We start from the raw sequence: 21,332 nt of genomic DNA on the forward strand, positions 1-21,332 counted from the left end.
GCGTTATCGGGCCAGATCGGCGACAACCGCATCCAGCACGATCATGCCCTTCGGCGTCGCGCGCAGCCGGGTGTTGCCAACGGGCTCGACAAGGCCTTCCTCCTGCAGCACCGCAATACGCGCATTGGACAGCGCCCGGCCCGAAAGCGCTTCATAGCGTGGCAGGTCTATGCCCTCGACAAGCCGCAGCCCCATCAGCAGGAATTCATCGGCTTCCTCATCATGGGTCAGTACTTCGCCGCCTATCACGCCATGGCCCTCGGTCTCGACGCGTTCGAGCCATGTCTCCGGCATCTTTTCGGTGAACGTCACATGGCGGCGGCCATCCTCGATGAACCGCCCATGGGCGCCGGGGCCGGCACCGACATATTCGCCATAGCGCCAGTAGACGAGATTGTGTCGGCTCTCCGCGCCCGGGCGAGCGTGGTTGGAAATCTCATAGGCCGGCAACCCGCACGCCGCCGTCACCTCCTGCGTGATCTCGTAAAGTCGTGCGGCATGATCCCCGTCCGGCATGGCGAGCTTGCCGGCCTCATGGAGAAGCTGGAAGCGCGTACCTTCCTCGATGGTGAGCTGATAGAGCGAGAGATGATCAGCCGCGTGGCCGATGGCCTGTTCGAGCTCGCTGGCCCAGGCCTCCTCGCTCTGATGCGGGCGGGCATAGATCAGGTCGAAGGAGAGGCGTGGAAAAATCTCGCGGGCAAGCCCGATCGCCTTCAGCGCTTCATCGACATTGTGCAGCCGTCCGAGAAATTTCAGATCCCGATCGTTGAGCGCCTGAACGCCGAGCGAAACACGGTTGACGCCGGCCGCGCGGTAACCGCGAAAACGGTCTGCCTCGACGGAGCTTGGATTGGCCTCCAGCGTCACCTCGATACCGTCCGGAACGCTCCAGTTGGCCGCAACGACATCGAGCAGCGCACCGACGGTTCCGGGTTCCATCAGCGAGGGCGTCCCCCCGCCGAGAAAAATGCTGGTGACGGTGCGCGGGCCGGTTCGCGCACGCATGGTGGCAAGCTCGCGCTGAAAGGCTGCGGCAAAGCGGGCCTGATCCACCGGCTGGTGGCGTACATGGCTGTTGAAGTCGCAATATGGGCATTTGGCCGCGCAGAACGGCCAGTGCAGATAGACGCCGAAACCCGGAGCCGTATCGAGTGGGATGATCACGCGGCGCCCAGCCTGGCGCGGGCGAGTTTCTGGAAGGCGCGGGCGCGGTGGGAGAGGGCATGCTCGTCGCCGGGCTTCCAGCCATGCTTCTGTTCCGCGCTCATCTCACCGAAAGTGACGTCATGACCGAGTGGCTGAAACACCGGATCGTAGCCGAATCCGTCCGTACCGCGCGGCGGCCAGACCAGATGCCCTTCGGCTTCACCACGATAATACTCCGTCTCGCCATCGGGAAAGCAGAGGCATAGCGTTGCCACAAAGCGACCGGTGCGCTTTTCCGGCGTGTCTGCGCCGGTTTCGGAGAGCAGCTTTTCCGTCTTCTCCATGGCCATCATGAAGTCGCGGCTGCCGTCGTCCTTGGTCGCCCAGTCGGCGGTGTAGACGCCGGGCGCGCCGTCCAGCGCATCCACGCAGAGGCCGGAATCGTCGGAAAGCGCCGGCAGGCCGGTGGCCGCGGCTGCGGCCAGTGCCTTGATGCGGGCGTTTTCCTCAAATGTCGTGCCGGTTTCTTCCGGCTCCGGCAGGCCAAGCTCGGCAGCCGAGCGCACCGTGTAGCCGAACGGGGCCAAAAGGTCTGAAAACTCGCGTAGCTTGCCCTTGTTATGGCTGGCGAGCACGAAGGTCTTGTTGTCGATCGGTCTCAAGTCAGTCCCCAGATGCGCGGTTCGGCGAATTCGAGCGAATTGCCGGAGGGATCGCGGAAATAGATCGAGCGGCCGCCGCCGGGCCACTCGAAATCCGCCTCGATGGCGATGCCGCCCGCTTCGAGATGCGCCTTCCAGCGGACAATCTCTTCGGCAGTTGCGGCAAAACAGAGGTGGCCCTGTCCGCGGGCGCCATGCGGCGGCACGGGAAGCCGGGCGTCGGCTGCGGGCGATTCGGCGGTTGCCGCCGGATCGAACAGCAGAAGAACGGTCTGCCCGCAGCGAAAGAACACATGCCTGCCCTCGATCCTGGCGATCCTCTCAAGCCCAAGCGTTTCGCCGTAGAAGCGTTCGGCTTCGGCAAGATCGCTTACGTAGAGCGCGGCTTCAAGGATTGCCGAGGGTTGCATGGTTCGCTTTGCGCCAGTTCAGGAGATGGCCATCTTCTGCATGTCCACCAGCTTGGTGATACCCTTGCGGGCAAGCCCCATCAAGGCTGCGAACTCGTCTTCGGAGAAAGGTTCGCCCTCGGCCGTGCCCTGAATCTCAACGATGCCGCCCTTGCCGGTCATCACGAAATTGGCGTCAGTCTCGGCAGCCGAGTCTTCGGCATAGTCGAGATCGAGAACGGGCGTGCCGTTATAGATGCCGCAGGAGATGGCGGCGACATGATCTTTCAAAACCTTGTCGCGGCTGACCATCTGGCGCGCTTCCATCCAGGAAAGGCAGTCCGAAAGGGCGATGAAACCACCCGTTATGGCCGCCGTGCGGGTGCCGCCGTCGGCCTGGATCACGTCGCAGTCGACGGTGATCTGCTTTTCGCCAAGGGCCTGCAGGTCCACGACCGAGCGGAGCGAGCGACCGATGAGGCGCTGGATTTCGAGCGTGCGGCCGCCCTGCTTGCCGGAAGAGGCCTCGCGGCGCATGCGATCGCCGGTGGAGCGCGGCAGCATGCCGTATTCCGCCGTCACCCAGCCCTGACCGGAATTGCGCAGCCATGGCGGCACACGCTCTTCAAGGCTCGCCGTGCACAGCACATGGGTGTCGCCGAAGCGCACCAGACACGACCCCTCAGCGTGCTTGGAAAAGCCGCGCTCGAAGCTGACGGCACGCATTTCATCGGGTTCGCGTTTGGAAGGGCGCATGGGCGGTTCTCTCCAGAGTTATCAAGTATCGGCGGCTTGTAACTTTACGCATTCACGAACGCAAAGGAATTCCGGAAACCGGCGGAAAACCGGCCAGATACTAACCAAGAAGACTGTTGTTTTCATACTGGCCGCGCTTATATTCAGCTGATCAGAGGTCGTGAATGACGAAACCGGTCTTGGACAGAGAATTTCAGGAACATGCGCTGCAATCGCTGGATAGTCGGTCCCGCGAGATTTTTCGGGTTATCGTCGAAACCTATCTGAGAGATGGCGATCCGCTCGGCTCGCGCAATCTTTCGCGCATTCTGTCGACGCAGCTTTCCCCGGCCACCATCCGCAATGTAATGAGCGATCTCGAGCATTTGGGGCTCATCTATGCCCCGCATGTTTCTGCCGGTCGCATGCCCACGCAGCAGGGGCTGCGCTTTTTCGTCGATGCGTTCATGGAGATCGGCGATCTTTCCGATGATGAGCGCCGCATCATCGAAACGCAGGTCAAGGCATCGAGCAGCGGGCATTCGCTGGATCATATGCTGACCGAGGCAAGCCAGCTTCTCTCCGGGCTTTCGCGCGGGGCGGGGGTTGTTCTTGCAACCAAGTCCGAAGCCGCGCTCAAGCACATCGAATTCGTGCAGCTGGAGCCACGCAAGGGGCTGGCAGTTCTCGTTTCGCAGAACGGGGACGTGGAAAACCGCGTGATCGACCTTCCCGAGGGGGTCACCATATCCCAACTGCACGAGGCCTCGAACTTCCTCAATGCGCATATTCGTGGCCGCACACTGGCCGAAACGCGGGCCGAGCTCTCGCGTCTGCAGGAGGAAACGCGCGCCGCGCTCGACACGCTGTCGCAGGAGCTTGTGGAGCAGGGGCTTGCCGTCTGGGCGGGCGCCGAAAGCGGCCAGCCGGCGCGGCTGATTGTGCGGGGGCGGGCCAATCTGCTTGAAAACCTGACGGCCGAAGCCGATCTGGAACTCCTGCGGCGCCTGTTCGAAGATCTGGAAACCAAGGAAGGTCTGATCCAGCTTCTCGACATGGCGGAAGAGGGGTCCGGTGTGCGCATCTTCATCGGCTCGGAGAATCGTCTTTTCTCGCTCTCCGGCTCGTCGCTCGTTGTGGCGCCTTATCGCGACCAGGAATCACGTGTGATCGGTGCGCTCGGCGTTATCGGACCCACCAGGCTGAATTACGCCCGCATCGTGCCGATGGTGGACTATACGGCGCAGATCGTCGGGCGTCTGCTGCGCTGATTGAGACTGGCGGGGAGAAATCACCGGACCAAGCATCAGGCCACCCCCTTGATTTTGCCGGCGCGAACCTCGATATCGGGCGCAATATTCGAACAATTCTAAAACCATAGACGGACTGACATGACCAATCAGGCTAAGGACAACGAACAGGCCAGAACCGAAGCGGCAGAGGACCCGAACGTGAAGGCGTTCGAGGAGAACGCCGGCGAAGAGGCGGTTTCGGAAGAAGACGTCCTGGTAAGGCTGGCCAAGGAAAACGAGGAGCTGAAGGAACGCGCCCTTCGCCTCGCCGCCGAGATGGAGAACCTGCGCAAGCGCACGGCGCGCGATGTTACCGAAGCGCGCAGCTATTCGATCGCCGGATTTGCCCGCGACATGCTGACGGTTTCGGACAATCTGCGCCGCGCGCTCGAGGCGGTGCCGGCGGAGGCTCGCGCTACCGCTGACAGCGGCCTTTCCTCGCTGATGGAAGGCGTCGAGATGACCGAGCGCTCCATGCTCTCTACGCTGGAGCGCCATGGCGTGAAGCAGATCGACCCCAAGGGCGAGCGCTTCGATCCGCATTTTCACCAGGCGATGTTCGAAGTGCCGGATCCGGCAACCCCTGAAAACACCGTCGTTCAGGTGGTGCAGCAGGGATATGTGATTGGCGAGCGTGTTCTGCGCCCGGCCATGGTGGGTGTTGCCAAGGGCGGCCCCAAGGCGGGTGCTGTACAGAACGGCGAGAATGTTGCCGCCGAACCCGGTCCGCCCAATCCGCAGGCCGAGCGCGACGCCTGACATCAAAACCGCTGCCCCGGTTCTGAAGGCATAGCAGCGACAGTCAGGTCGCTGCTTACTTCCTATTCATCGGCCCTTCGGCTATCCAGAGTGTGGAGGGCCAGATGGATCTGATTCAGCTTCTCGATTATGCTGGCGTGGCTGTGTTCGCGGCGACTGGGGCGCTTGCCGCCTCGCGCAAGGAACTCGACCTCATCGGCTTTGTCTTTCTCGCCGGGGTAACGGGCACCGGCGGCGGCACACTGCGTGACCTTGTGCTTGGTGTGCCGGTCTTCTGGGTCGAAAATCACATTTACATCATCGTCTGCGCCGTGATTGCGGTGCTGGTCTTTTTCGCTGCGCCGCTGGTGGAGTATCGATACCGGCTGCTCCTGTGGCTGGATGCGGCCGGCCTAGCGGCCTACTCGGTGCTGGGGGCTGCCAAGGGACTGGAGGCTTCCGGATCGGCCATCGTTGCGCTGGTCACCGGCATGCTGACGGCCACGTTCGGTGGTGTCCTGCGCGATGTTCTGGCCGGCGAACCCTCGGTGCTCCTGAGACCCGAGGTCTATGTCACGGCCGCTCTTGTCGGCGCGGGTGTGTTCACCGTCGCCGACCTTGCCGGAGCTGAGGGGGCGGTCGCAGCCCTGATCGCTGTCACAGCGGCATTTCTGGTGCGCGGCGGAGCTCTCGGATTTGGCTGGACAATCCCGCGCTACCGGTCGCGGCCCGGCCGCCCGCCCGAGGAACTAGAGTAGACCGGCCTGCTGCGCCTCGTAGCGCAGATCCTTTTGCGGGCGTGGGCCGATCTGCTGGATCACGAGACCGGCAGCGAAGGAGCCGAGACGGCCGCAGTCGCGCAGGCTGTGCCCGTTCGTGTAGCCGTAAAGGAAGCCTGCAGCGTAGAGATCGCCGGCACCCGTGGTGTCCACCAGTTCGTCGATCTGGATGGCTTCGACGGGGATCGTCTCGTCATCCGTGATGATGATCGAGCCCTTCTCGGAGCGGGTGACGACAGCCAGGCGAGTGTCCTTGCGCATTGCTTCCAGAGCGCTGTCGAACGATGCGGTCTGATAAAGCGAGAGCAGTTCGTGCTCGTTGGCGAAGACGATGTTGACCCGGCCCGAGCGCATCAACTCCAGGAATTCGTCACGATAACGGTCGACACAGAACGGATCGGACAGCGACATGGCCACCTCGCGGCCCGCAGCATGGGCTGCGTCGGCGGTCATCCGGATCGCCTCCTTGGCGCGTGGCGGGTCCCACAGGTAGCCCTCGAAATAGGTTACTTTGGAGCCACTGGCCTTGTCTTCTTCGACGTCTTCGGGGCCGAGTTCCACGCAGGCACCGAGATAGGTGTTCATGGAACGCTCGCCATCAGGTGTGACAAAGATCATAGACCGCGCTGTCGGCGGGTGGCCTTCGAGCGGCTTCGTATCGAAGGCGACGCCTTGCGCGTGGATGTCGTGCGCGTAGATTTCGCCGAGTGTGTCGTTGGAGACCTTGCCGAAGAAGGCGGATTTGCCGCCAAGGCTGGCGATGCCGGCTGCCGTGTTTCCGGCGCTGCCGCCGGAGGCCTCGATGGCCTGCCCCATGCGGTCGTAAAGCAGCGTGGCGCGATCGACGTCGATCAGGTTCATCGCTCCACGGATGATGTCGTTTTCTTCCAGAAACGCTTCGTCGCAGCGGGCGATAATGTCGACAATGGCGTTGCCGATGCACAGCACGTCATATTCGCTCAAATTCAGATCTCCAGATATGCAAGGGAAGCGTTTTGGCTTGAAGCTCCGGGCGGTTTAGCGGTTTGGGCGCGATTTGCAAGTCATTGGTGCGGGGCCTGCGCCTTGCACCGACGCGAAACCGACCCTATCTCGAAACCGCAGACAAACCTGAAAGGGCCTCAAAGCGCATGATCTTCGACGCGGCGCGCGCCGCCATAAGCCGTCTCTTTTCCAGCGAATTCCGTGGCGTGTTTTTCAAGACGCTGGGTCTGACGCTGCTGGTGCTTCTTGGCGTGTGGTTCGGCGCGAAAGAGCTGTTCGAATATTTCGCGCTGCCCTGGTTCGACGCGTTCTTTCCCGATCTGCCGTCATGGCTTGGCTGGCTGAGTTTCGTTGCGGCGATTGCCGCAGGGCTTGGGCTCGCTGCCGGCCTTGCGCTTCTCATCGCGCCGGTAACGGCCGTGATCGCCGGTCTGTTTCTCGACGATGTGGCTGAAGTGGTCGAAAAGGAAGATTACGCGCAGGATCCGCCCGGAAAGGCGCTGCCGCTGGGTGCTGCGATCGCCACGTCGATCAAGTTTTTCGGTGTCGTCATTCTGGGCAACGTCGTCGCGCTTTTCCTGCTTCTGGTGCCCGGCATCAACATTCTCGCCTTCTTTCTGGTGAATGGCTATTTGCTTGGGCGTGAGTTCTTCGAGTTTGCCGCCATGCGTTTTCGCAGCGAGCCGGAGGCCAAGGCGTTGCGCCGCCGCCATGCGGGCACGATCTTTCTGGCCGGCCTAGTGATTGCGGGCTTTCTCGCCGTACCGATCCTCAATCTGCTGACCCCGCTTTTCGCCGCAGCCATGATGGTGCATCTGCACAAGATGATCTCGCAGGAAGATGCAGCTCGCGCTGGGCAAAGTGCAGAGCTGCGCGGGTAGTCGAAGCGAGCGATCAGGCCTGCGGCGCCAGCTCCATAAGCGGAGCAGGCATCTCGCTTGTCTTTTCTGCCGATTTACAGATGTCGGCGATGACGCAGGCCGGGCAATCGGGTTTGCGTGCCTTGCAGACATAGCGCCCGTGCAGGATCAGCCAGTGATGGGCGTGGCGCATGAATTCGGCCGGGATAATCTTCACCAGCGTATCTTCCACCTGTTCCGGCGTCTTGCCGGGAGCAAGCCCAATGCGATTGCCGATGCGCAGGATATGCGTGTCGACGGCCATGGTGGGCTGACCGAACGACATGTTGAGCACCACATTGGCCGTCTTGCGGCCTACGCCCGGCAGGGTGACGAGGGCCTCGCGGCTGTCGGGCACCTGCGATCCGTGATCGCGGATCAGCGCCTCGCTGAGCGCGATGACGTTCTTCGCCTTGTTGCGCCAGAGCCCGATGGTGCGAATGTGTTCGCCGACCTTCTGCTCGCCGAGTGCCAGCATCTTCTCCGGCGTATCGGCAACCTTGAATAGATCGCGCGTCGCCTTGTTCACGCCCGCATCTGTCGCTTGCGCCGATAGCACCACCGCAACAAGAAGCGTGAAGGCATTCACATGTTCAAGCTCGCCTTTCGGCTCTGGCCGCTGAACCGAGAAGCGACGGAAAATCTCGTGGATCTCCTCGGGCGAATAAACGGTTTTGCGTTTGCGGGAGCGGGCGGGTTTGCGGGGCGCGGCAATTTTCTTCTTGGGCTTTTCCATGGGCCTTCTATAATCGGGATCATGGCCGAAACAAACAGTGCAGACGCTCCCGTCTTTCAGGCGTTGCTGACGCCGTACCGCTCGCTGAGCATGCGCGGCTTTACAATTCTCATGGCGGTTCTGCTGCTCGTCTGGCTGACCATCGGCGCGGTCTTCCTGAAGCTCGGCGCCTGGCCTGTGTTCGGTTTCTTCGGGCTCGACATTCTGGCGATCTACGTGGCCTTTCGGCTGAACTATCGCGCCGCCCGTGTGCGCGAGGAAGTGCGGCTGTCGCGCACCAGTCTCGACATTCGCAAGGTGCCGCCCTCGGGCAGGGCCGAAGAGCACCATTTCAACCCGTTCTGGACGCGGTTTCGTATCGATCGGCACGATGAGATCGGCATCACCGGCATGGCCGTGGAGATGCGCGGCAAGCGCGTGGCGCTCGGCAGTTTCCTGAACCCGGACGACCGGGAGAGTTTCGCCGCCGCTTTCGGAGAGGCGCTCGCCACCGCCAGAGGCCGGTGAACTTGGCAGGAAACGGGTGGTTGACTGGCCCGAAACGCGGCATGGTCATGCTCAGGAAAAATGTCATGTGGCACCAGCGCGAAGGCGAGTGCCGGGAGTTAACACCATGAACGTGCAGACAGCCCTGTTGCAGCGCGATGTGACGCCGGAAGGCAGCGACTACGAGGTCGTGCGCCGGGTGATCGAGAAAATCAGCCTAGACTATCGGGACCAGCCCTCGCTGGAGGAAATCGCCGGTGAAGTGGGCGATACGCCGAACGGCCTGCAAAAACTGTTTACGCGCTGGGCGGGACTTTCGCCCAAGGCGTTTTTGCAGGCAGTGACACTCGATCATGCCCGCAGACTGCTCGATTCGGGCATGCCGCTGCTCGATGCGGCACTGGAGCTCGGCATGTCCGGGCCGGGGCGCCTGCACGACCTGTTCGTGACGCATGAGGCGGTCTCGCCGGGCGAGTACAAGGCGCGGGGCGCGGGCCTCACCATGCGCTACGGGTTTCATCTCTCGCCCTTCGGTCAGGCGCTTGTCATGGTGACGGAGCGCGGTCTGGCGGGACTTGCCTTCTGCGATCCGGGCGATGAGCGCGCGGCATTCGAGGATATGGCGTCACGCTGGCCGAACGCCGATTACGAGGAAGACATGGCGGCCACCGCACCCTATGCGGCGCGGGTGTTCGATCCGTCGCGCTGGCGCGCGGAAGAGCCGCTGCGTGTGGTGCTGATCGGGACAGACTTCCAGGTGCGGGTCTGGGATGCGCTTTTGAAGATCCCGATGGGCCGGGCCTGCGCCTATTCCGATATCGCCGAGCGGATCGGCAAACCCACGGCGTCGCGCGCCGTTGGTGCAGCGGTGGGAGCGAACCCGGTTTCCTTCGTGGTGCCGTGCCATCGCGCGGTCGGCAAATCCGGTGCCCTGACGGGCTATCACTGGGGTCTGACCCGCAAGCGCGCCATCCTTGGCTGGGAGGCAGGGCAACTCTCTCAGGCCGATTGATGCGGCTCTCTTCCCGGAAACCTACAGATTGTCCCGCCTGACTGTGGAATGAACGAGTTTGTTGCCAGATTATTGATGGAGCATCGGAATAACCGAAAACCGGATTCCACTTTTCGGCCCGATGCTCTACGTTCCCGCGCAAATCTGCGTGGGAGTGTGCTTTGATCGTTATCATCGGTTCCATCAATCTCGATCTGATCGCTACCGTTCACCGCTTGCCCAAGCCGGGCGAGACGGTGCCGGGCGACACGTTCGTCACCGCACCGGGCGGCAAGGGGGCAAACCAGGCGCTGGCCGCCAGGCGTGCCGGTGCCAGCACCCGCATTGTCGGGGCCGTGGGCAATGATCCGTTTGCCGGCGAGGCGCTGGAGCTTCTGAAAGCGGCGGGCGTCGATCTCTCCGCCGTACATCAGGCCGAAAGCGCCACGGGCACGGCGCATATCCTTGTTGACCGCGAGGGCGAGAACACCATTGCGGTGGTGCCGGGCGCGAATGCCGACGTTCTGCCGGGGCATGTGGCGCAGGCAGCGCTCGCGGCCGGAAACCACGTGCTCCTGCAACTCGAAATCCCCATCGAAACGGTGGCCGCCTCCATCGAGGCTGCGCGTAAGGCCGAAGCGATTTCCATTCTCAACACGGCGCCCTATCGGCCAGAGGCGAGGGACCTCCTCGCAGGGGCCGATTATGTTGTCGCCAACGAGACCGAGTTCGATCTCTACGCCGATGCGCTCGGGCTTGACGGCGAGGATCGCCGAGCCCGCATGAAGGCATTCGCCGCGAAAACAGGCCGCACCGTCATCGTGACGCTGGGCGGTGAAGGCGCGTGGGCTGCGACGCCTGATGACTTTGTCACCTGTCCTTCGATGAAGATCACCCCCGTCGATACTGTCGGCGCGGGTGACACTTTCTGCGGCTACCTGGCTGCTGGACTGTCCGAGGGGCTCGACCTGGAGACCGCACTGCGGCAGGCAACGGTTGCCGGAGCGCTCGCCTGCCTGAAGCCGGGCGCGCAGCCGGCCATCCCGCTTCGCAGGGATGTCGACGCGGCGCGCGCGTGAGTGTGGCCTTCATCGGCGGCGCGGCTTACAACCGCGCGAGCCGTTCCGTCAGAAGCTTAAAGAAGCCGTCAGCGTCGATGTCGCGCATTACGAGAGCGTTCTTCGGCCGTTCGGTCACCTGCCACCAGTCGATCACCGTCATGCCCATGGTGAGCTCGGAGCCTGTCTCCACCGCCGCATTGCATCTGCGGCCCCTGAAGAGGTCGGGCTGGAGCAGATAGGCGATGACGCAGGGATCGTGCAACGGGCCGCCGTCGGTGCCGTATTTTTCCTCGTCGAAACGCTCGAAGAATTCCAGCAGCTCGGCACAGGCGTTCCCGACTTTCGTTCCCAGATCGCGAATGGCTGCGATGCGGCTGCGTGTGGTGAGCGCCCTGTGCGTGACATCGAGCGGCATCATGACCACGGGAGCGCCGGAGCGCAGCACCACATCGGCAGCATGCGGATCGACATAGATGTTGAATTCGGCCGTGGGCGTGACGTTGCCGCCCTCGAAGAAACCGCCCCCCATCAGCACGATTTCGCGGATGCGGGAGGCGATGCGCGGCTCACGGTTGAGCGCGAGTGCGATGTTGGTGAGTGGGCCGAGGGGGCACAGGGTGATTTCGCCCTCTTCATGCGCCATCAGGGTCTCAATGATGAAATCGACCGCATGCTGTTCCTGCAGGGGCATTTCAGGTTCGGGCAGGTCCGGGCCATCGAGCCCGGTGCGGCCGTGAACATGTTCAGCGGTGACCAGATCGCGGACCAGCGGGCAGATTGCGCCCGCAAAGACCTTCGTTTCGGGTTTGCCGGCCAGTTCGCAGATTTTGCGTGCATTCTTCTCGGTTAAGGTCAGCGGAACGTTGCCGGCAACGGCGGTGATGCCAAGCACATCCAGCTCCGGACTGCCCAGCGCCAGTAATATGGCCAGCGCATCGTCCTGGCCGGGATCCGTGTCGATAATAATCTTGCGCGCTGCCGCCATGCAGTTGCTCCAGAATGCTTGAAACGCGGGTTTTGAGCGACCATATCAGTTGAGAAGAGGAAAATGCCAACCGGGTTTTTCTCTATCCACGTCGCTCTTTGAGGACTGTTTAAATGACGCGTATGACTCCTTTTTCGAATCCGCTTCTACTTGGGTTCGACAGTATGGAAAAAACGCTCGAACGCATTGCGAAATCGGGCGATGGCTACCCGCCTTACAATATCGAACGCATCCGCGCGGAGAACGAACAGGGCGTGACGCTGCGCATTACGCTGGCCGTGGCAGGTTTCAGCGCTGATGATCTGGATGTCACGACGGAAGAGAACCAGCTCATTATTCGTGGCCGGCAGGCGGATGAAGGCGAGCGTGAGTATCTGCACCGCGGCATCGCCGCGCGCCAGTTCCAGCGCATGTTCGTGCTGGCGGAAGGGATGCGGGTTCTGAATGCCGAACTGAAAAACGGCCTTCTTTCCATCGATCTCGACCGCCCCGAACCGGAACGGCTGGTACAAAAAATAAACATTTCCGTGAAAGACTGACATACTGGTCTTATTCGGGAGGAAACCGGACGGGCTGACCCGTTTCGGAACCTTGGGCTCTTCAGCGGGTTGGTTTCATAGGGAAACGCCTGCGATAAGGAGGCTTGCATGACCGAACATGAGCACAAATTCGCGATTACCCAGCAGCAGCTTGCCCATATCGGCGAAGGCGCAGTGGCTTACATGCGCGAAATGGACGCCGAAGATCTGCAGGGCAAGTTTCCCGGCATGCCCGACCTGAAGCCAGGCACACGGTTATGGGCGCTTTTTGGGGCCGATGGACAGCCGATCCTGCTGGCCGATGCGCGCGACGCAGCGCTCGCAGGCGCGATGCAGAACGATCTGGAAACCGTCAGCCTCCACTGAGGCAGGGGCATTGAACAAGAGTGTCGGGGTGTGCGGGTGACTGCGCGCCCTGATGCATATCTGGCTCCGGAACGCTTCCGGGTCTTGACAGCAGAGCCAATCTTCCAGGCAATGGCAGCCGCGCCTTTCGCGCACCAGGATTGGAGGGGAGGCCATGCCGGTCAGTAAAACCAGATTTCCACTGATCGATGTTTGGGGCAGACCGGAGGAACGGGGCCGGCAGATAGGCGCTGCCTTTGGCGAGCGGATTGACCGTACGCTTTCCCTTTACAGGGCGTATTTCGCGCGGCCCGACGAAGAACTGCTTTCGGTGGCTGCTCATTTTCGCGGCGTCATCGGCGCGTTCGATCCCCACTACGCGGCTGAAATCGAAGGGATCGCCGAGGGCGCCGAGGTCGATCCGTTATGGGTCTACGCGCTCAATGCGCGCAGCGAGCTGCTTGCGGCCCTTTCGGCCTCTGAATGCACGGTGGTGCAATACACCGGAACGCCTTTTACGGGTCAAAACTGGGACTGGTCCGAAAAGCTTGAGGAACTGGTCGTTCTGATCCGTTCCGAGGATGAGCGGGGCAGGCGTTTCCTGACCATGACAGAGCCCGGCATTCTGGCCAAGGTCGGGCTCAACGATGCGGGTTTTTGCGTGTGTCTCAATTTTCTGCCCACGCCGAAACCGACAAATGGCCTGCCCTCGCACGTGCTCCTGCGCGCCCTTCTGGACGCGGGGTCCTGGGCAGAGGTGGAAGAAACGCTTGAGCGTGCCGGCACCGGCCGGTCGTTGAACCTACTGGTCGCAGGTGCGGACGGGCGCGGTATCAACATCGAATATGAGGGTGATGCCGCGCGGCGTATGGAGGCAGGGGGCACTGCCACGACCCACACCAACCACTACCTGACCTGCGATGCGCCTGTGGATGCCGAATTGCTGGAAAATTCGACGGCACGGCTAGACCGCATCCGCTTCCTGACGGCTCCCGGCTCGCCGACGGACCTTGTACGGCTCAAATCGGTCCTTTCCGATCAGGAGCACTCCGAGCACGCAATCCTGGCACCCTACAGGGACAGCGAAGGGTTCCTTGGCCGCAAGGGCACGGTCTGCACGATTGCGATGGATCTGGCCGAACGGCGTATGCATATCCGCCGCGGCAACGATCCGGCCAATCCGTTTCACCAGATACAGGTCGTCGAAAAGGAAACGGCCCTCTCCATGTGAGAAGGCCGTCTACGAAGAGGACCGATGATCCTGCCGCCAAAAGCGCTGAGCGTTCAGGCGGCGTTGGAAGCCGGTGTCTGCGACAGGAAGCTGTGAATGGCGGCCGCGTCCTTGGTGCCGCGTATCTTGGCCGTATTGTCGGCATCGCGCAAAACGCGTGCGATGCGCGACAGTGCCTTGAGGTGATCGGCACCGGCCCCTTCAGGCGCAAGAAGCAGGAAAACGAGATCGACGGGCTGGTCGTCGATGGCCTCGAAATCGACCGGGGTCTCCAGGCGTGCGAACACACCGGTGATGCGGTCGATGCCGGGCAGTTTGCCGTGCGGAATGGCGACACCATTGCCGACGCCGGTGGAGCCCAGGCGTTCTCTCTGCAGAATGGTATCGAAGACTTCGCGTTCCGGCAGGCCGGTCACTGCGGCGGCCTTTTCGGCCAGAAGCTGCAGGAGCTGTTTCTTCGAATTGGCCTTCAGGGCGGGGATCACGGCCTTCTGGTCGATCAGATCGCTCAGATCCATGTCTATGCATCCTCTGCTTTGTCTGTTCGCCGGTCATGTTGCATGACCGGCGCTGAGGCTGGCACGGAACCTATGCGCTTGCCACTGCCGACGGATCAATCCAGCCGATGTTTCCATCGGCGCGGCGGTAGACAATGTTCACTTCGTTGTTTCCGGCATTGCGGAACACGAAGACGGGATTGTCCTTGGTGTCGAGCTCGATGACGGCGGAGGCGACAGACATGGTCTGCAGAGCCATCTTCGATTCGGCGACCACGGTGGGCGCGTAATCTTCCGGGACCTCTTCTTCATCTTCGGCCACCGGCGCCATGACGCGATACGCAATGTCCATCGGATCGACATTCTGGCCGTTGTTGTGGGATTTCAGCCGGCGCTTGTAGCGGCGCAAACGCTTTTCGATGCGCTCGGCGGCAGCATCGAAAGCGGATTGCGGCTCCTGCGCCTGGCCGGTGCCCTGCAACACCATGCCCGTGTCGAGATGGATCATACAATCGGCGGCAAAACGAGAACCCGACTTTTCAACCGTCACGCGACCGGCAAACCCACCATCGAAATACTTGTCGACGGCTTCGCCGATCCGCTCCTCAATACGCGAGCGAAACGCCTCGCCGATGTCCATATGCTTTCCGGAAATACGTAAGCTCATCTGAAAACAGACCTTTCCTGATCAGACACCGAACGAATCGAGTTTATACGTGTGGCTTGCATGTACAAGGTGCCGCGGCGGATTGTGATGTAGTCGGCCGCGTATCCCTTCTTCGGTTGCTGGCACTGCGGACAAAAAGTCGAAGGCTCTCAAGGCCTGGTAGTCCATGCGGGCGGGCTTCTAGTGGCTTCCGCCGCCCTTGTCAATTCAACCCCGCGCGCAATCAGGCGCGCGTGCCCGCCGCGGCGAGCATCTTTTTCTCGCGGCGGCGCTGCACCGAAGAGGGAATATTGAGCGCTTCCCGGTACTTGGCCACGGTGCGGCGGGCGATGTCGATGCCCTCTTCGCGCAGCATATCCACAAGGGTGTCGTCGGAAAGCACGGCCGATGGTTTCTCGGCATCGATGAGGGCGCGAATGCGATCGCGCACGGATTCCGATGAATGCGCGTCGCCGCCGGACGCGGAGCCAAGCGCTGATGTGAAGAAGTATCGAAGCTCGAAGGTCCCGCGCGGGGTCATCATGTATTTGTTGACGGTTACGCGGCTCACGGTCGATTCATGCATCCCGATGGCTTCTGCCACAGTGCGCAGATTGAGCGGCCGCAGATGGCTGACACCATGAACCAGAAATGCGTCCTGCTGGCGAACGATCTCGGATGCAACCTTGAGGATCGTCTTTGCCCGCTGGTCGAGGCTGCGGGCGAGCCAGTTGGCGCTTTGCAGGCATTCGCTCAGGAACTGGCGCTCGCCTTCGCGGGCCTGGCTGGAAACCTGCGCGTAGTATGGCTCGTTGACGAGAACGCGGGGCAGGGTCTCGGGATTGAGTTCCACCGCCCAGCTTCCATCGCTTGCCGCCCTGACGACGATGTCGGGCACGACCGGGTCTGCGGTGCCGCCCGAGAATGCCATGCCGGGCTTGGGGTCGAGCGCGCGAATTTCAGACAGCATGTCTGCGAGGTCTTCCGCATCGACGCCGCACAGGCGGCCAAGGGTACGGAAGTCGCGTTTGGCCAGAAGCTCCAGGTTCTCCACCATCGCCTTCATCGCCGGATCGTAGCGATCCTGTGCGATCAGCTGCAGGGCGAGGCACTCGGCCAGATCGCGCGCAAAGATGCCGGGCGGATCGAAGGTCTGGCAGGTGGAGAGCGCGGCATTGACGGACTCGCGGGCCGCGCCGATGCGCTGCGCAAGTTCTTCGGTGTCAAGGCTGAGATAGCCCGCCTCGTCCAGACCATCGGCGAGTTCATGGGCGATCAGCAACTGCGCCGGATCGGTGAAGGCCAGGGCTATCTGGCCGTTGACGTGGTCGCGCAGGGTAGGGGTGGCGGCCGTGGTGCTTTCCAGGTCGAAGGCCGTCCCGCTGCCGCTCTGGAGCCCGTTGCCGCCGGCCGATTTCCACTGTGCCGAAAGATCGGAGCTGATGCGCTCCTGCGTGCCCGGATCGTCGGGAAACAGGTTTTCCAGCGAGGAATCGAGCCTGTCCGATATGGATTCTGCGGTGTTCTCGCGTGGTTCTGGATCGTTTTGCCAGGTTTCGGCGCGTTCCTCGGCATTGTCTTCGCCGCGTTCCAGCAACGGATTGCGCTCGATCTCGGCGTCGAGGAAGTGCTCAAGCTCCAGATGCGTCATCTGCAGCAGCTTGATCGACTGCAGCAGTTGCGGCGTCATGACGAGCGATTGCGTCTGACGCAGATGGAGTTTTGGCGCAAGCACCATCACATGAGCCCCGATTGCGCCCGGCAGGGGTGCCGGGAGAAAACCGGATTCAATTGGCCCGACTTTTGCTTGTCAAGCTGAAAGAGGCAGATGGCTAAAGGGTGAAACCTTCGCCGAGATAAAGACGGCGCACATCGGCATTGCCGACAATGTCGTTGGGCCGTCCGTGCGTGAGCACCTGGCCGGCATGAATGATATAGGCCCGGTCAATCAGTCCCAGTGTCTCGCGCACATTGTGATCGGTGATCAGAACGCCGATGCCGCGCGCGGTGAGATGGCGCACGAGCTGCTGAATATCGGTCACGGCGATGGGGTCGATGCCGGCGAACGGCTCGTCGAGCAGCATGAAGTTGGGTCGGCTGGCGAGCGCGCGGGCGATTTCCAGCCTTCGCCGTTCGCCACCCGAAAGCGCGACAGAGGGCGATTTGCGCAGATGGCCGATGTTGAATTCCTCGAGCAGCGCATCGAGGTTTTTGTCGCGTTCCTTGCGGCTTGGCTCGACCACTTCGAGGATGGCGCGGATGTTCTGCTCGACGGTCAGGCCGCGGAAGATGGAGGCCTCCTGCGGCAGGTAGCCGATGCCGAGCCGCGCGCGGCGATACATGGGCATTCCGGTCACGTCGTGCCCGTCGATGTGGATCGTGCCCTGATCAACGGGAACAAGCCCCGTGACCATGTAGAAGCAGGTGGTCTTGCCGGCGCCGTTGGGACCGAGCAGGCCCACGGCCTCGCCCGCGCGCACACCGATGGAAACCCCGCTGACGACCTGGCGGCCCTTGTAAGCCTTGGTGAGACCGCGCGCGATCAGCGTGCCCTTGTAATTGGGCAGCTTGCCGCTCGCCGGATTCTCTGCGGCGGGCTCTTTCGCCGCCCGCTTCTTACGCAACTTGGAAATCAACGCGGATTACTGCCTGTTCTGGGAGCCGGGGGTGAGGAGCATCTTCACGCGGCCGCCCGAGCTGCCGCCTTTGCAGCCATCGAGCTTTGCCTGACCATTCTTCATCTGCACGGTGAGGCGGCAGCCGACGATGACGTTCTCGCCCTCCGAGAGGACAACCTCCTTGCCGGACAGAACGAGCACCTCGGTCGCCATGTCGAACGTGGCGCTGTCGCCGGTGGCAACCTGGTTCTCAGATTTCACGTAGACATTGCCGTCCACCTCGAGCCGGTCGATATTCGCGCTCCCTGTGGCTGCCGAGCCGCCATCCTTCAGATAGTAGACCTTCATGCGCCCGGCCTTGAGAAGTGTCGGCCCTTGCACGACGGAGACATTGCCGGAGAAGACCGCGACATTCTCGCTCTCGCGCACCTCAAGGCGTTCGCTCTCGATCTGGATGGGCTTGTCGCCGGAAAGCTGGAGGCCCGTCAGGCGGCTCTGGGAATCCTGCGCAAAAGCGGCAGAAGACAATCCCGCCAGAAGGAGCACGCCAGAGGCGAGCCTTGAAAAGCTTCCGATGCGCATTGTGTTCCTCTCCGTTGCCTGGCCATCGCGCCGGTGACCGTCGTTCAGTTTCCCGTTGCAGACGCTGTGTCGCGAAGCCGCGACGGGTCGATTGTAACGCGAACGCGTTTATCGAATACAAACACTTTGCCGCCATCTTCCGCCGCGAAGGAATCGGCTGCAATCTTCGTTCCGTCAAGCTCGATTTCCACGGGCTTGGAGGAGGCGAGGCTGCTTTTTTCGATGTCGATTTCGGCGGAATCGAGGGTCGCAACAATGCCGGAAGTGGTGCGTAGCGAAATCTTGCTGGTGATGTCCAGACGGTTGTTGCCGCGATCGTAGATGCCGTCGCTTGCCTGGATCGTCGCGAAATTGTCGGCGTCGACCGGCACATGGGCGCGAATACCCTCAAGCTCGATGACATCTTCGCCGCCCAGCTTCTGACGCGCGCGCTCGGCAGTCATCTTGTAAGGGCGATCGTCATTGGTGAAGCCATTCAGCTCCGGGCTGGACATGACCAGCGAACCGCCTTCGATCGACGCGCTCGCCAGATCTATGGCGCCGCGCGTGCCCGAGAAGATGTAGGAATATCCGGCAAACACGACGGTGATGACAAGCGCCGCCGCGGGGAGAACGCGTTTGAGAAGTCGCACGCGCTGCGAATGGCGTGATGCCTGCTCAAAGGCTTCCACACCTCGTTCGCTGCTGCGGATTGCCTGGCCGCGCCCGCTCTTCGCCGTACCGGCGCCGCTGTTGACAGGATTGCTCATCATATTTTTCCGCGTGTTCCGCAGCCGGTTACTCAAGTCGGTTACTCGGCCGCCTGGGCATGGCCCTTCCCGGATACAGCCAGCATCGTTCCGATTGGGAACGTACCATCCGTATGTCGGCGGAACACCGTCGCCGACCCCTCTCTAGATCTCCGTGCGTCCATCCAGATGCGCAAAGGACGATCTAAACAATTGAGGGAGCACAGGAATAATCCAAAAACCGGATTCTACTCTTCGGTCCGATGCTCTAGCCAATACTGCGTGGCCGGAAAACTCCAAGTCCTGAATTTGCCCCTCGCTTCTCACTTTCACCCCAATATGGCTATTTTTGGATTAACGACAATGATTTAAGCGCAATTTTTCCAGCTTTTGTGTCCAGGATGCGAGCTTGTTGCAGAATCTTGCACAAAGGCGGTGGCTCCGAACTGGCCTTTGCACTAAAAGGCGCTTGGTTTGGACCGAATTTTCCGGTGAAAGCGAGGCTGTCATGTCCATTCGAGCGGATGAACTCATCGACCGTCGGCGATTGCGGCGCAAGCTGACGTTCTGGCGGGTCGTGGCCTTTGCCGTCATCGTGCTGGCGATCGCGTTCGCGACACGGCAGATCATGGGAAGCGCGGTGGATGTTTCCGCGAACCATATCGCGCAGGTCAAGATTTCCGGCACGATCTTCGAAGATGACGAACTGCTCGAGCGGCTTGAGCGTATTCGTGAAGCCCCATCGGTAAAGGGCGTGATCCTGACGATCGATTCGCCCGGGGGCACCACAGCCGGGGGCGAGGCGATCTACGAAGAGGTGCGTCGTCTGGCCAGTGAAAAGCCGGTGACGGCTCAGGTGGGCACGCTTGCGGCCTCGGCCGGTTACATGATCGCCAGCGCCACCGATCACATCGTCGCGCGGCAGTCCTCCATCGTTGGCTCCATCGGCGTCCTGTTCCAGTATCCCGACGTCAGCGGGCTGATGGACAAGCTCGGCGTGAAGCTGGAAGAGATCAAATCCTCACCGCTCAAGGCAGAGCCTTCGCCGTTCAAGCCGACCAGCGACGAGGCGCGCGCCATGATCCGCGCCATGATCCTCGACAGCTATGACTGGTTCGTCGATCTCGTGACTGAACGCCGTCCGCTTTCGCGCGACGAGGTCCTGAAACTCGCCGACGGATCGGTCTTCACCGGTCGCCAGGCGCTTGACAACAAGCTGGTGGACGGGCTCGGCGGTGAGCGTGAAGCAAAGGAATGGCTGGTCTCCAAGGGGCTCAGCGACAATCTCGACGTGGTCGAATGGAAGAAGCGCGAAACGGCGAGCAGCCTTTTCCTGCCCGAGATTGCCTCGCGTTTTCTGGGCGTGCCGCAAGGCGGTGCCGACATCCTGCGTGAGCTTGGCGCCGACCGCATCTTCCTTGACGGTCTGCTATCGGTCTGGCAACCTGAAATGAAAAGGTTGACTGACTAAAAAAGCAAACAAAATCATCTTTGTGTCAGAGACAACCGGCGACAAACAGGGCAACTCAGCGGCGGAAAAGAACCCATGATCAAATCAGAGCTCGTGCAGACGATTGCCAATCGCAATCCGCATCTCTATCTCCGTGACGTGGAAAACATCGTCAACGCGATCTTCGAGGAAATTTCCGACGCGCTCGCGGAAGGAAACCGCGTGGAATTAAGAGGTTTCGGTGCGTTTTCGGTGAAAAACCGCCCGGCCCGCACGGGGCGCAATCCACGCACCGGCGAGTCCGTTGAGGTAGAAGAAAAGTGGGTTCCCTTCTTCAAGACCGGCAAGGAACTGCGCGAACGCCTGAACGCGGAGAAGGACCGGTAAGTCTTCCCTGAAGCATCTTCCAGATTAACAGTGGGTTGAAATGGCCAACCGCATCATTCTCGTACTTGTTCTCGTGCCGTTGGCAGTGATCATCGTTGCGCTGGCCGTAGCCAACCGCGCCCTAGTTCCCTTCACGATCGACCCGTTCAACCCAGGCAATCCTGCTCTCACCGTTCACTGGCCTCTGTTCGCCTATCTTTTTGCCTCCGTGGCACTCGGCATGGTGGTGGGCAGCCTCGCCACCTGGTTCCGCCAGGGGCGCTACCGCCGCGACGCGCGGGAACGCAGGAAAGAGGTCGACAAGCTGCGTCAGGCCCCGGCGGCTGCCGCCAGCAATGCGCCGCAGATCAAACATTCCCCTTCCTGAAACCTGCCGGGCAGGCGCGAGCTTCGCTGACGCTTTGTTGCCTGCGGGGCGCGGCT

The 21,332-nt window shown here is 61.7% G+C and carries 26 protein-coding genes; 13 read left to right on the forward strand and 13 right to left on the reverse strand.

Going from position 1 to position 21,332, the window contains the following annotated elements:
- Positions 1-3: 3 nt before the first annotated feature.
- Genes hemW through rph form a run of 4 tightly spaced genes read right to left on the reverse strand, consistent with a single transcriptional unit; the run spans position 4 to position 2,956 of the window.
- Positions 4-1,167: a radical SAM family heme chaperone HemW gene (gene hemW, locus BLW55_RS13915; RefSeq protein ID WP_090329200.1), complete on the reverse strand. Its 1,164-nt coding sequence runs from the start codon at positions 1,165-1,167 to the stop codon at positions 4-6.
- Complete coding sequence (gene rdgB / locus BLW55_RS13920; protein ID WP_090329201.1) at positions 1,164-1,811, reverse strand: RdgB/HAM1 family non-canonical purine NTP pyrophosphatase; 648 nt, start codon at positions 1,809-1,811, stop codon at positions 1,164-1,166. The genes hemW and rdgB overlap by 4 nt, the downstream gene beginning before the upstream one ends.
- The gene (locus tag BLW55_RS13925; RefSeq protein WP_090329202.1) at positions 1,808-2,221 is read right to left on the reverse strand and encodes a VOC family protein; all 414 of its coding nucleotides are present in this window, start codon (positions 2,219-2,221) and stop codon (positions 1,808-1,810) included. The genes rdgB and BLW55_RS13925 overlap by 4 nt, the downstream gene beginning before the upstream one ends.
- An 18-nt stretch (positions 2,222-2,239) precedes the next feature.
- Positions 2,240-2,956, reverse strand: coding sequence for a ribonuclease PH (rph, locus tag BLW55_RS13930; protein WP_007008103.1), 717 nt, complete (start codon positions 2,954-2,956; stop codon positions 2,240-2,242).
- A gap of 164 nt (positions 2,957-3,120) precedes the next feature.
- Between rph and hrcA the strand changes: the two genes are divergently transcribed.
- The 3 genes from hrcA to BLW55_RS13945 all read left to right on the forward strand — a co-directional run bounded on the left by hrcA (position 3,121) and on the right by BLW55_RS13945 (position 5,723).
- Positions 3,121-4,206: a heat-inducible transcriptional repressor HrcA gene (hrcA, locus tag BLW55_RS13935; protein ID WP_007008104.1), complete on the forward strand. Its 1,086-nt coding sequence runs from the start codon at positions 3,121-3,123 to the stop codon at positions 4,204-4,206.
- 120 nt (positions 4,207-4,326) lie between these two features.
- Entirely contained in the window at positions 4,327-4,986 is a 660-nt protein-coding gene (grpE, locus tag BLW55_RS13940) for a nucleotide exchange factor GrpE (protein WP_065817277.1), read from the forward strand.
- 104 nt (positions 4,987-5,090) lie between these two features.
- The gene (locus BLW55_RS13945; RefSeq protein WP_090329203.1) at positions 5,091-5,723 is read left to right on the forward strand and encodes a trimeric intracellular cation channel family protein; all 633 of its coding nucleotides are present in this window, start codon (positions 5,091-5,093) and stop codon (positions 5,721-5,723) included.
- On the opposite strand, the gene BLW55_RS13950 is transcribed toward BLW55_RS13945, so the two are convergent.
- A complete protein-coding gene (locus BLW55_RS13950; protein WP_090329204.1) occupies positions 5,715-6,707 on the reverse strand; it encodes an adenosine kinase in 993 nt (330 codons plus the stop codon). The genes BLW55_RS13945 and BLW55_RS13950 overlap by 9 nt on opposite strands.
- A gap of 167 nt (positions 6,708-6,874) precedes the next feature.
- On the opposite strand from BLW55_RS13950, the gene BLW55_RS13955 reads away from it, so the two are divergent.
- Entirely contained in the window at positions 6,875-7,609 is a 735-nt protein-coding gene (locus BLW55_RS13955) for a sulfate transporter family protein (RefSeq protein WP_090329205.1), read from the forward strand.
- A gap of 13 nt (positions 7,610-7,622) precedes the next feature.
- Here the strand turns inward: BLW55_RS13955 and nth are convergent, their stop codons facing one another.
- Positions 7,623-8,363 carry an endonuclease III gene (gene nth, locus BLW55_RS13960; protein WP_090329206.1) on the reverse strand — a complete coding sequence of 247 codons (741 nt, stop codon included), beginning with the start codon at positions 8,361-8,363 and terminating at the stop codon, positions 7,623-7,625.
- Between the two features lie 21 nt (positions 8,364-8,384).
- Here nth and BLW55_RS13965 point away from each other — a divergent pair, with 21 nt between their 5' ends.
- From BLW55_RS13965 to BLW55_RS13975, 3 genes are all read left to right on the forward strand, one after another.
- Positions 8,385-8,870 carry a DUF2244 domain-containing protein gene (locus BLW55_RS13965; RefSeq protein ID WP_007008111.1) on the forward strand — a complete coding sequence of 162 codons (486 nt, stop codon included), beginning with the start codon at positions 8,385-8,387 and terminating at the stop codon, positions 8,868-8,870.
- Positions 8,871-8,976: 106 nt separating this feature from the next.
- Positions 8,977-9,861 carry a methylated-DNA--[protein]-cysteine S-methyltransferase gene (locus BLW55_RS13970; RefSeq protein ID WP_090329207.1) on the forward strand — a complete coding sequence of 295 codons (885 nt, stop codon included), beginning with the start codon at positions 8,977-8,979 and terminating at the stop codon, positions 9,859-9,861.
- A 161-nt stretch (positions 9,862-10,022) separates the two neighbouring features.
- Positions 10,023-10,919 (forward strand): ribokinase, encoded by an 897-nt coding sequence (locus tag BLW55_RS13975; protein WP_007008113.1) that lies wholly within the window; start codon positions 10,023-10,025, stop codon positions 10,917-10,919.
- 25 nt (positions 10,920-10,944) lie between these two features.
- Here the strand turns inward: BLW55_RS13975 and BLW55_RS13980 are convergent, their stop codons facing one another.
- Positions 10,945-11,886 carry a nucleoside hydrolase gene (locus BLW55_RS13980; RefSeq protein ID WP_090329208.1) on the reverse strand — a complete coding sequence of 314 codons (942 nt, stop codon included), beginning with the start codon at positions 11,884-11,886 and terminating at the stop codon, positions 10,945-10,947.
- A gap of 113 nt (positions 11,887-11,999) precedes the next feature.
- On the opposite strand from BLW55_RS13980, the gene BLW55_RS13985 reads away from it, so the two are divergent.
- The 3 genes from BLW55_RS13985 to BLW55_RS13995 all read left to right on the forward strand — a co-directional run bounded on the left by BLW55_RS13985 (position 12,000) and on the right by BLW55_RS13995 (position 14,001).
- Positions 12,000-12,425, forward strand: coding sequence for an Hsp20 family protein (locus BLW55_RS13985; protein ID WP_007008115.1), 426 nt, complete (start codon positions 12,000-12,002; stop codon positions 12,423-12,425).
- Positions 12,426-12,533: 108 nt separating this feature from the next.
- Positions 12,534-12,791: a BQ00720 family protein gene (locus tag BLW55_RS13990; RefSeq protein ID WP_007008116.1), complete on the forward strand. Its 258-nt coding sequence runs from the start codon at positions 12,534-12,536 to the stop codon at positions 12,789-12,791.
- Positions 12,792-12,945: 154 nt separating this feature from the next.
- The gene (locus BLW55_RS13995) at positions 12,946-14,001 is read left to right on the forward strand and encodes a C45 family autoproteolytic acyltransferase/hydrolase (RefSeq protein ID WP_090329209.1); all 1,056 of its coding nucleotides are present in this window, start codon (positions 12,946-12,948) and stop codon (positions 13,999-14,001) included.
- A 53-nt stretch (positions 14,002-14,054) separates the two neighbouring features.
- On the opposite strand, the gene ptsN is transcribed toward BLW55_RS13995, so the two are convergent.
- The 6 genes from ptsN to lptC all read right to left on the reverse strand — a co-directional run bounded on the left by ptsN (position 14,055) and on the right by lptC (position 19,093).
- Positions 14,055-14,519, reverse strand: coding sequence for a PTS IIA-like nitrogen regulatory protein PtsN (ptsN, locus tag BLW55_RS14000; protein ID WP_007008118.1), 465 nt, complete (start codon positions 14,517-14,519; stop codon positions 14,055-14,057).
- A 70-nt stretch (positions 14,520-14,589) separates the two neighbouring features.
- On the reverse strand, positions 14,590-15,165 hold the full coding sequence (gene hpf, locus BLW55_RS14005) for a ribosome hibernation-promoting factor, HPF/YfiA family (protein WP_007008119.1): 576 nt from the start codon (positions 15,163-15,165) through the stop codon (positions 14,590-14,592).
- Between the two features lie 223 nt (positions 15,166-15,388).
- On the reverse strand, positions 15,389-16,882 hold the full coding sequence (rpoN, locus tag BLW55_RS14010) for an RNA polymerase factor sigma-54 (protein WP_090329210.1): 1,494 nt from the start codon (positions 16,880-16,882) through the stop codon (positions 15,389-15,391).
- Positions 16,883-16,976: 94 nt separating this feature from the next.
- A complete protein-coding gene (gene lptB, locus BLW55_RS14015; RefSeq protein WP_007008121.1) occupies positions 16,977-17,780 on the reverse strand; it encodes an LPS export ABC transporter ATP-binding protein in 804 nt (267 codons plus the stop codon).
- Positions 17,781-17,786: 6 nt separating this feature from the next.
- Complete coding sequence (locus BLW55_RS14020) at positions 17,787-18,344, reverse strand: LptA/OstA family protein (RefSeq protein ID WP_065817268.1); 558 nt, start codon at positions 18,342-18,344, stop codon at positions 17,787-17,789.
- A gap of 44 nt (positions 18,345-18,388) precedes the next feature.
- Positions 18,389-19,093, reverse strand: coding sequence for an LPS export ABC transporter periplasmic protein LptC (gene lptC / locus BLW55_RS14025; RefSeq protein ID WP_007008123.1), 705 nt, complete (start codon positions 19,091-19,093; stop codon positions 18,389-18,391).
- Positions 19,094-19,580: 487 nt separating this feature from the next.
- Between lptC and sppA the strand changes: the two genes are divergently transcribed.
- The 3 genes from sppA (at position 19,581) to BLW55_RS14040 (ending at position 21,276) form a co-directional block, all read left to right on the forward strand.
- Positions 19,581-20,543 carry a signal peptide peptidase SppA gene (gene sppA, locus BLW55_RS14030; RefSeq protein WP_040665038.1) on the forward strand — a complete coding sequence of 321 codons (963 nt, stop codon included), beginning with the start codon at positions 19,581-19,583 and terminating at the stop codon, positions 20,541-20,543.
- A 75-nt stretch (positions 20,544-20,618) separates the two neighbouring features.
- On the forward strand, positions 20,619-20,909 hold the full coding sequence (locus tag BLW55_RS14035) for an integration host factor subunit beta (RefSeq protein WP_007008125.1): 291 nt from the start codon (positions 20,619-20,621) through the stop codon (positions 20,907-20,909).
- A 40-nt stretch (positions 20,910-20,949) separates the two neighbouring features.
- Positions 20,950-21,276, forward strand: a complete 327-nt coding sequence (locus tag BLW55_RS14040) for a lipopolysaccharide assembly protein LapA domain-containing protein (protein ID WP_025031057.1) — start codon at positions 20,950-20,952, stop codon at positions 21,274-21,276.
- The last annotated feature ends 56 nt before the right edge of the window (positions 21,277-21,332 follow it).

The sequence above is a fragment of the Nitratireductor aquibiodomus genome (genome assembly GCF_900105565.1).
GTDB classification, from domain to species: domain Bacteria; phylum Pseudomonadota; class Alphaproteobacteria; order Rhizobiales; family Rhizobiaceae; genus Nitratireductor; species Nitratireductor aquibiodomus.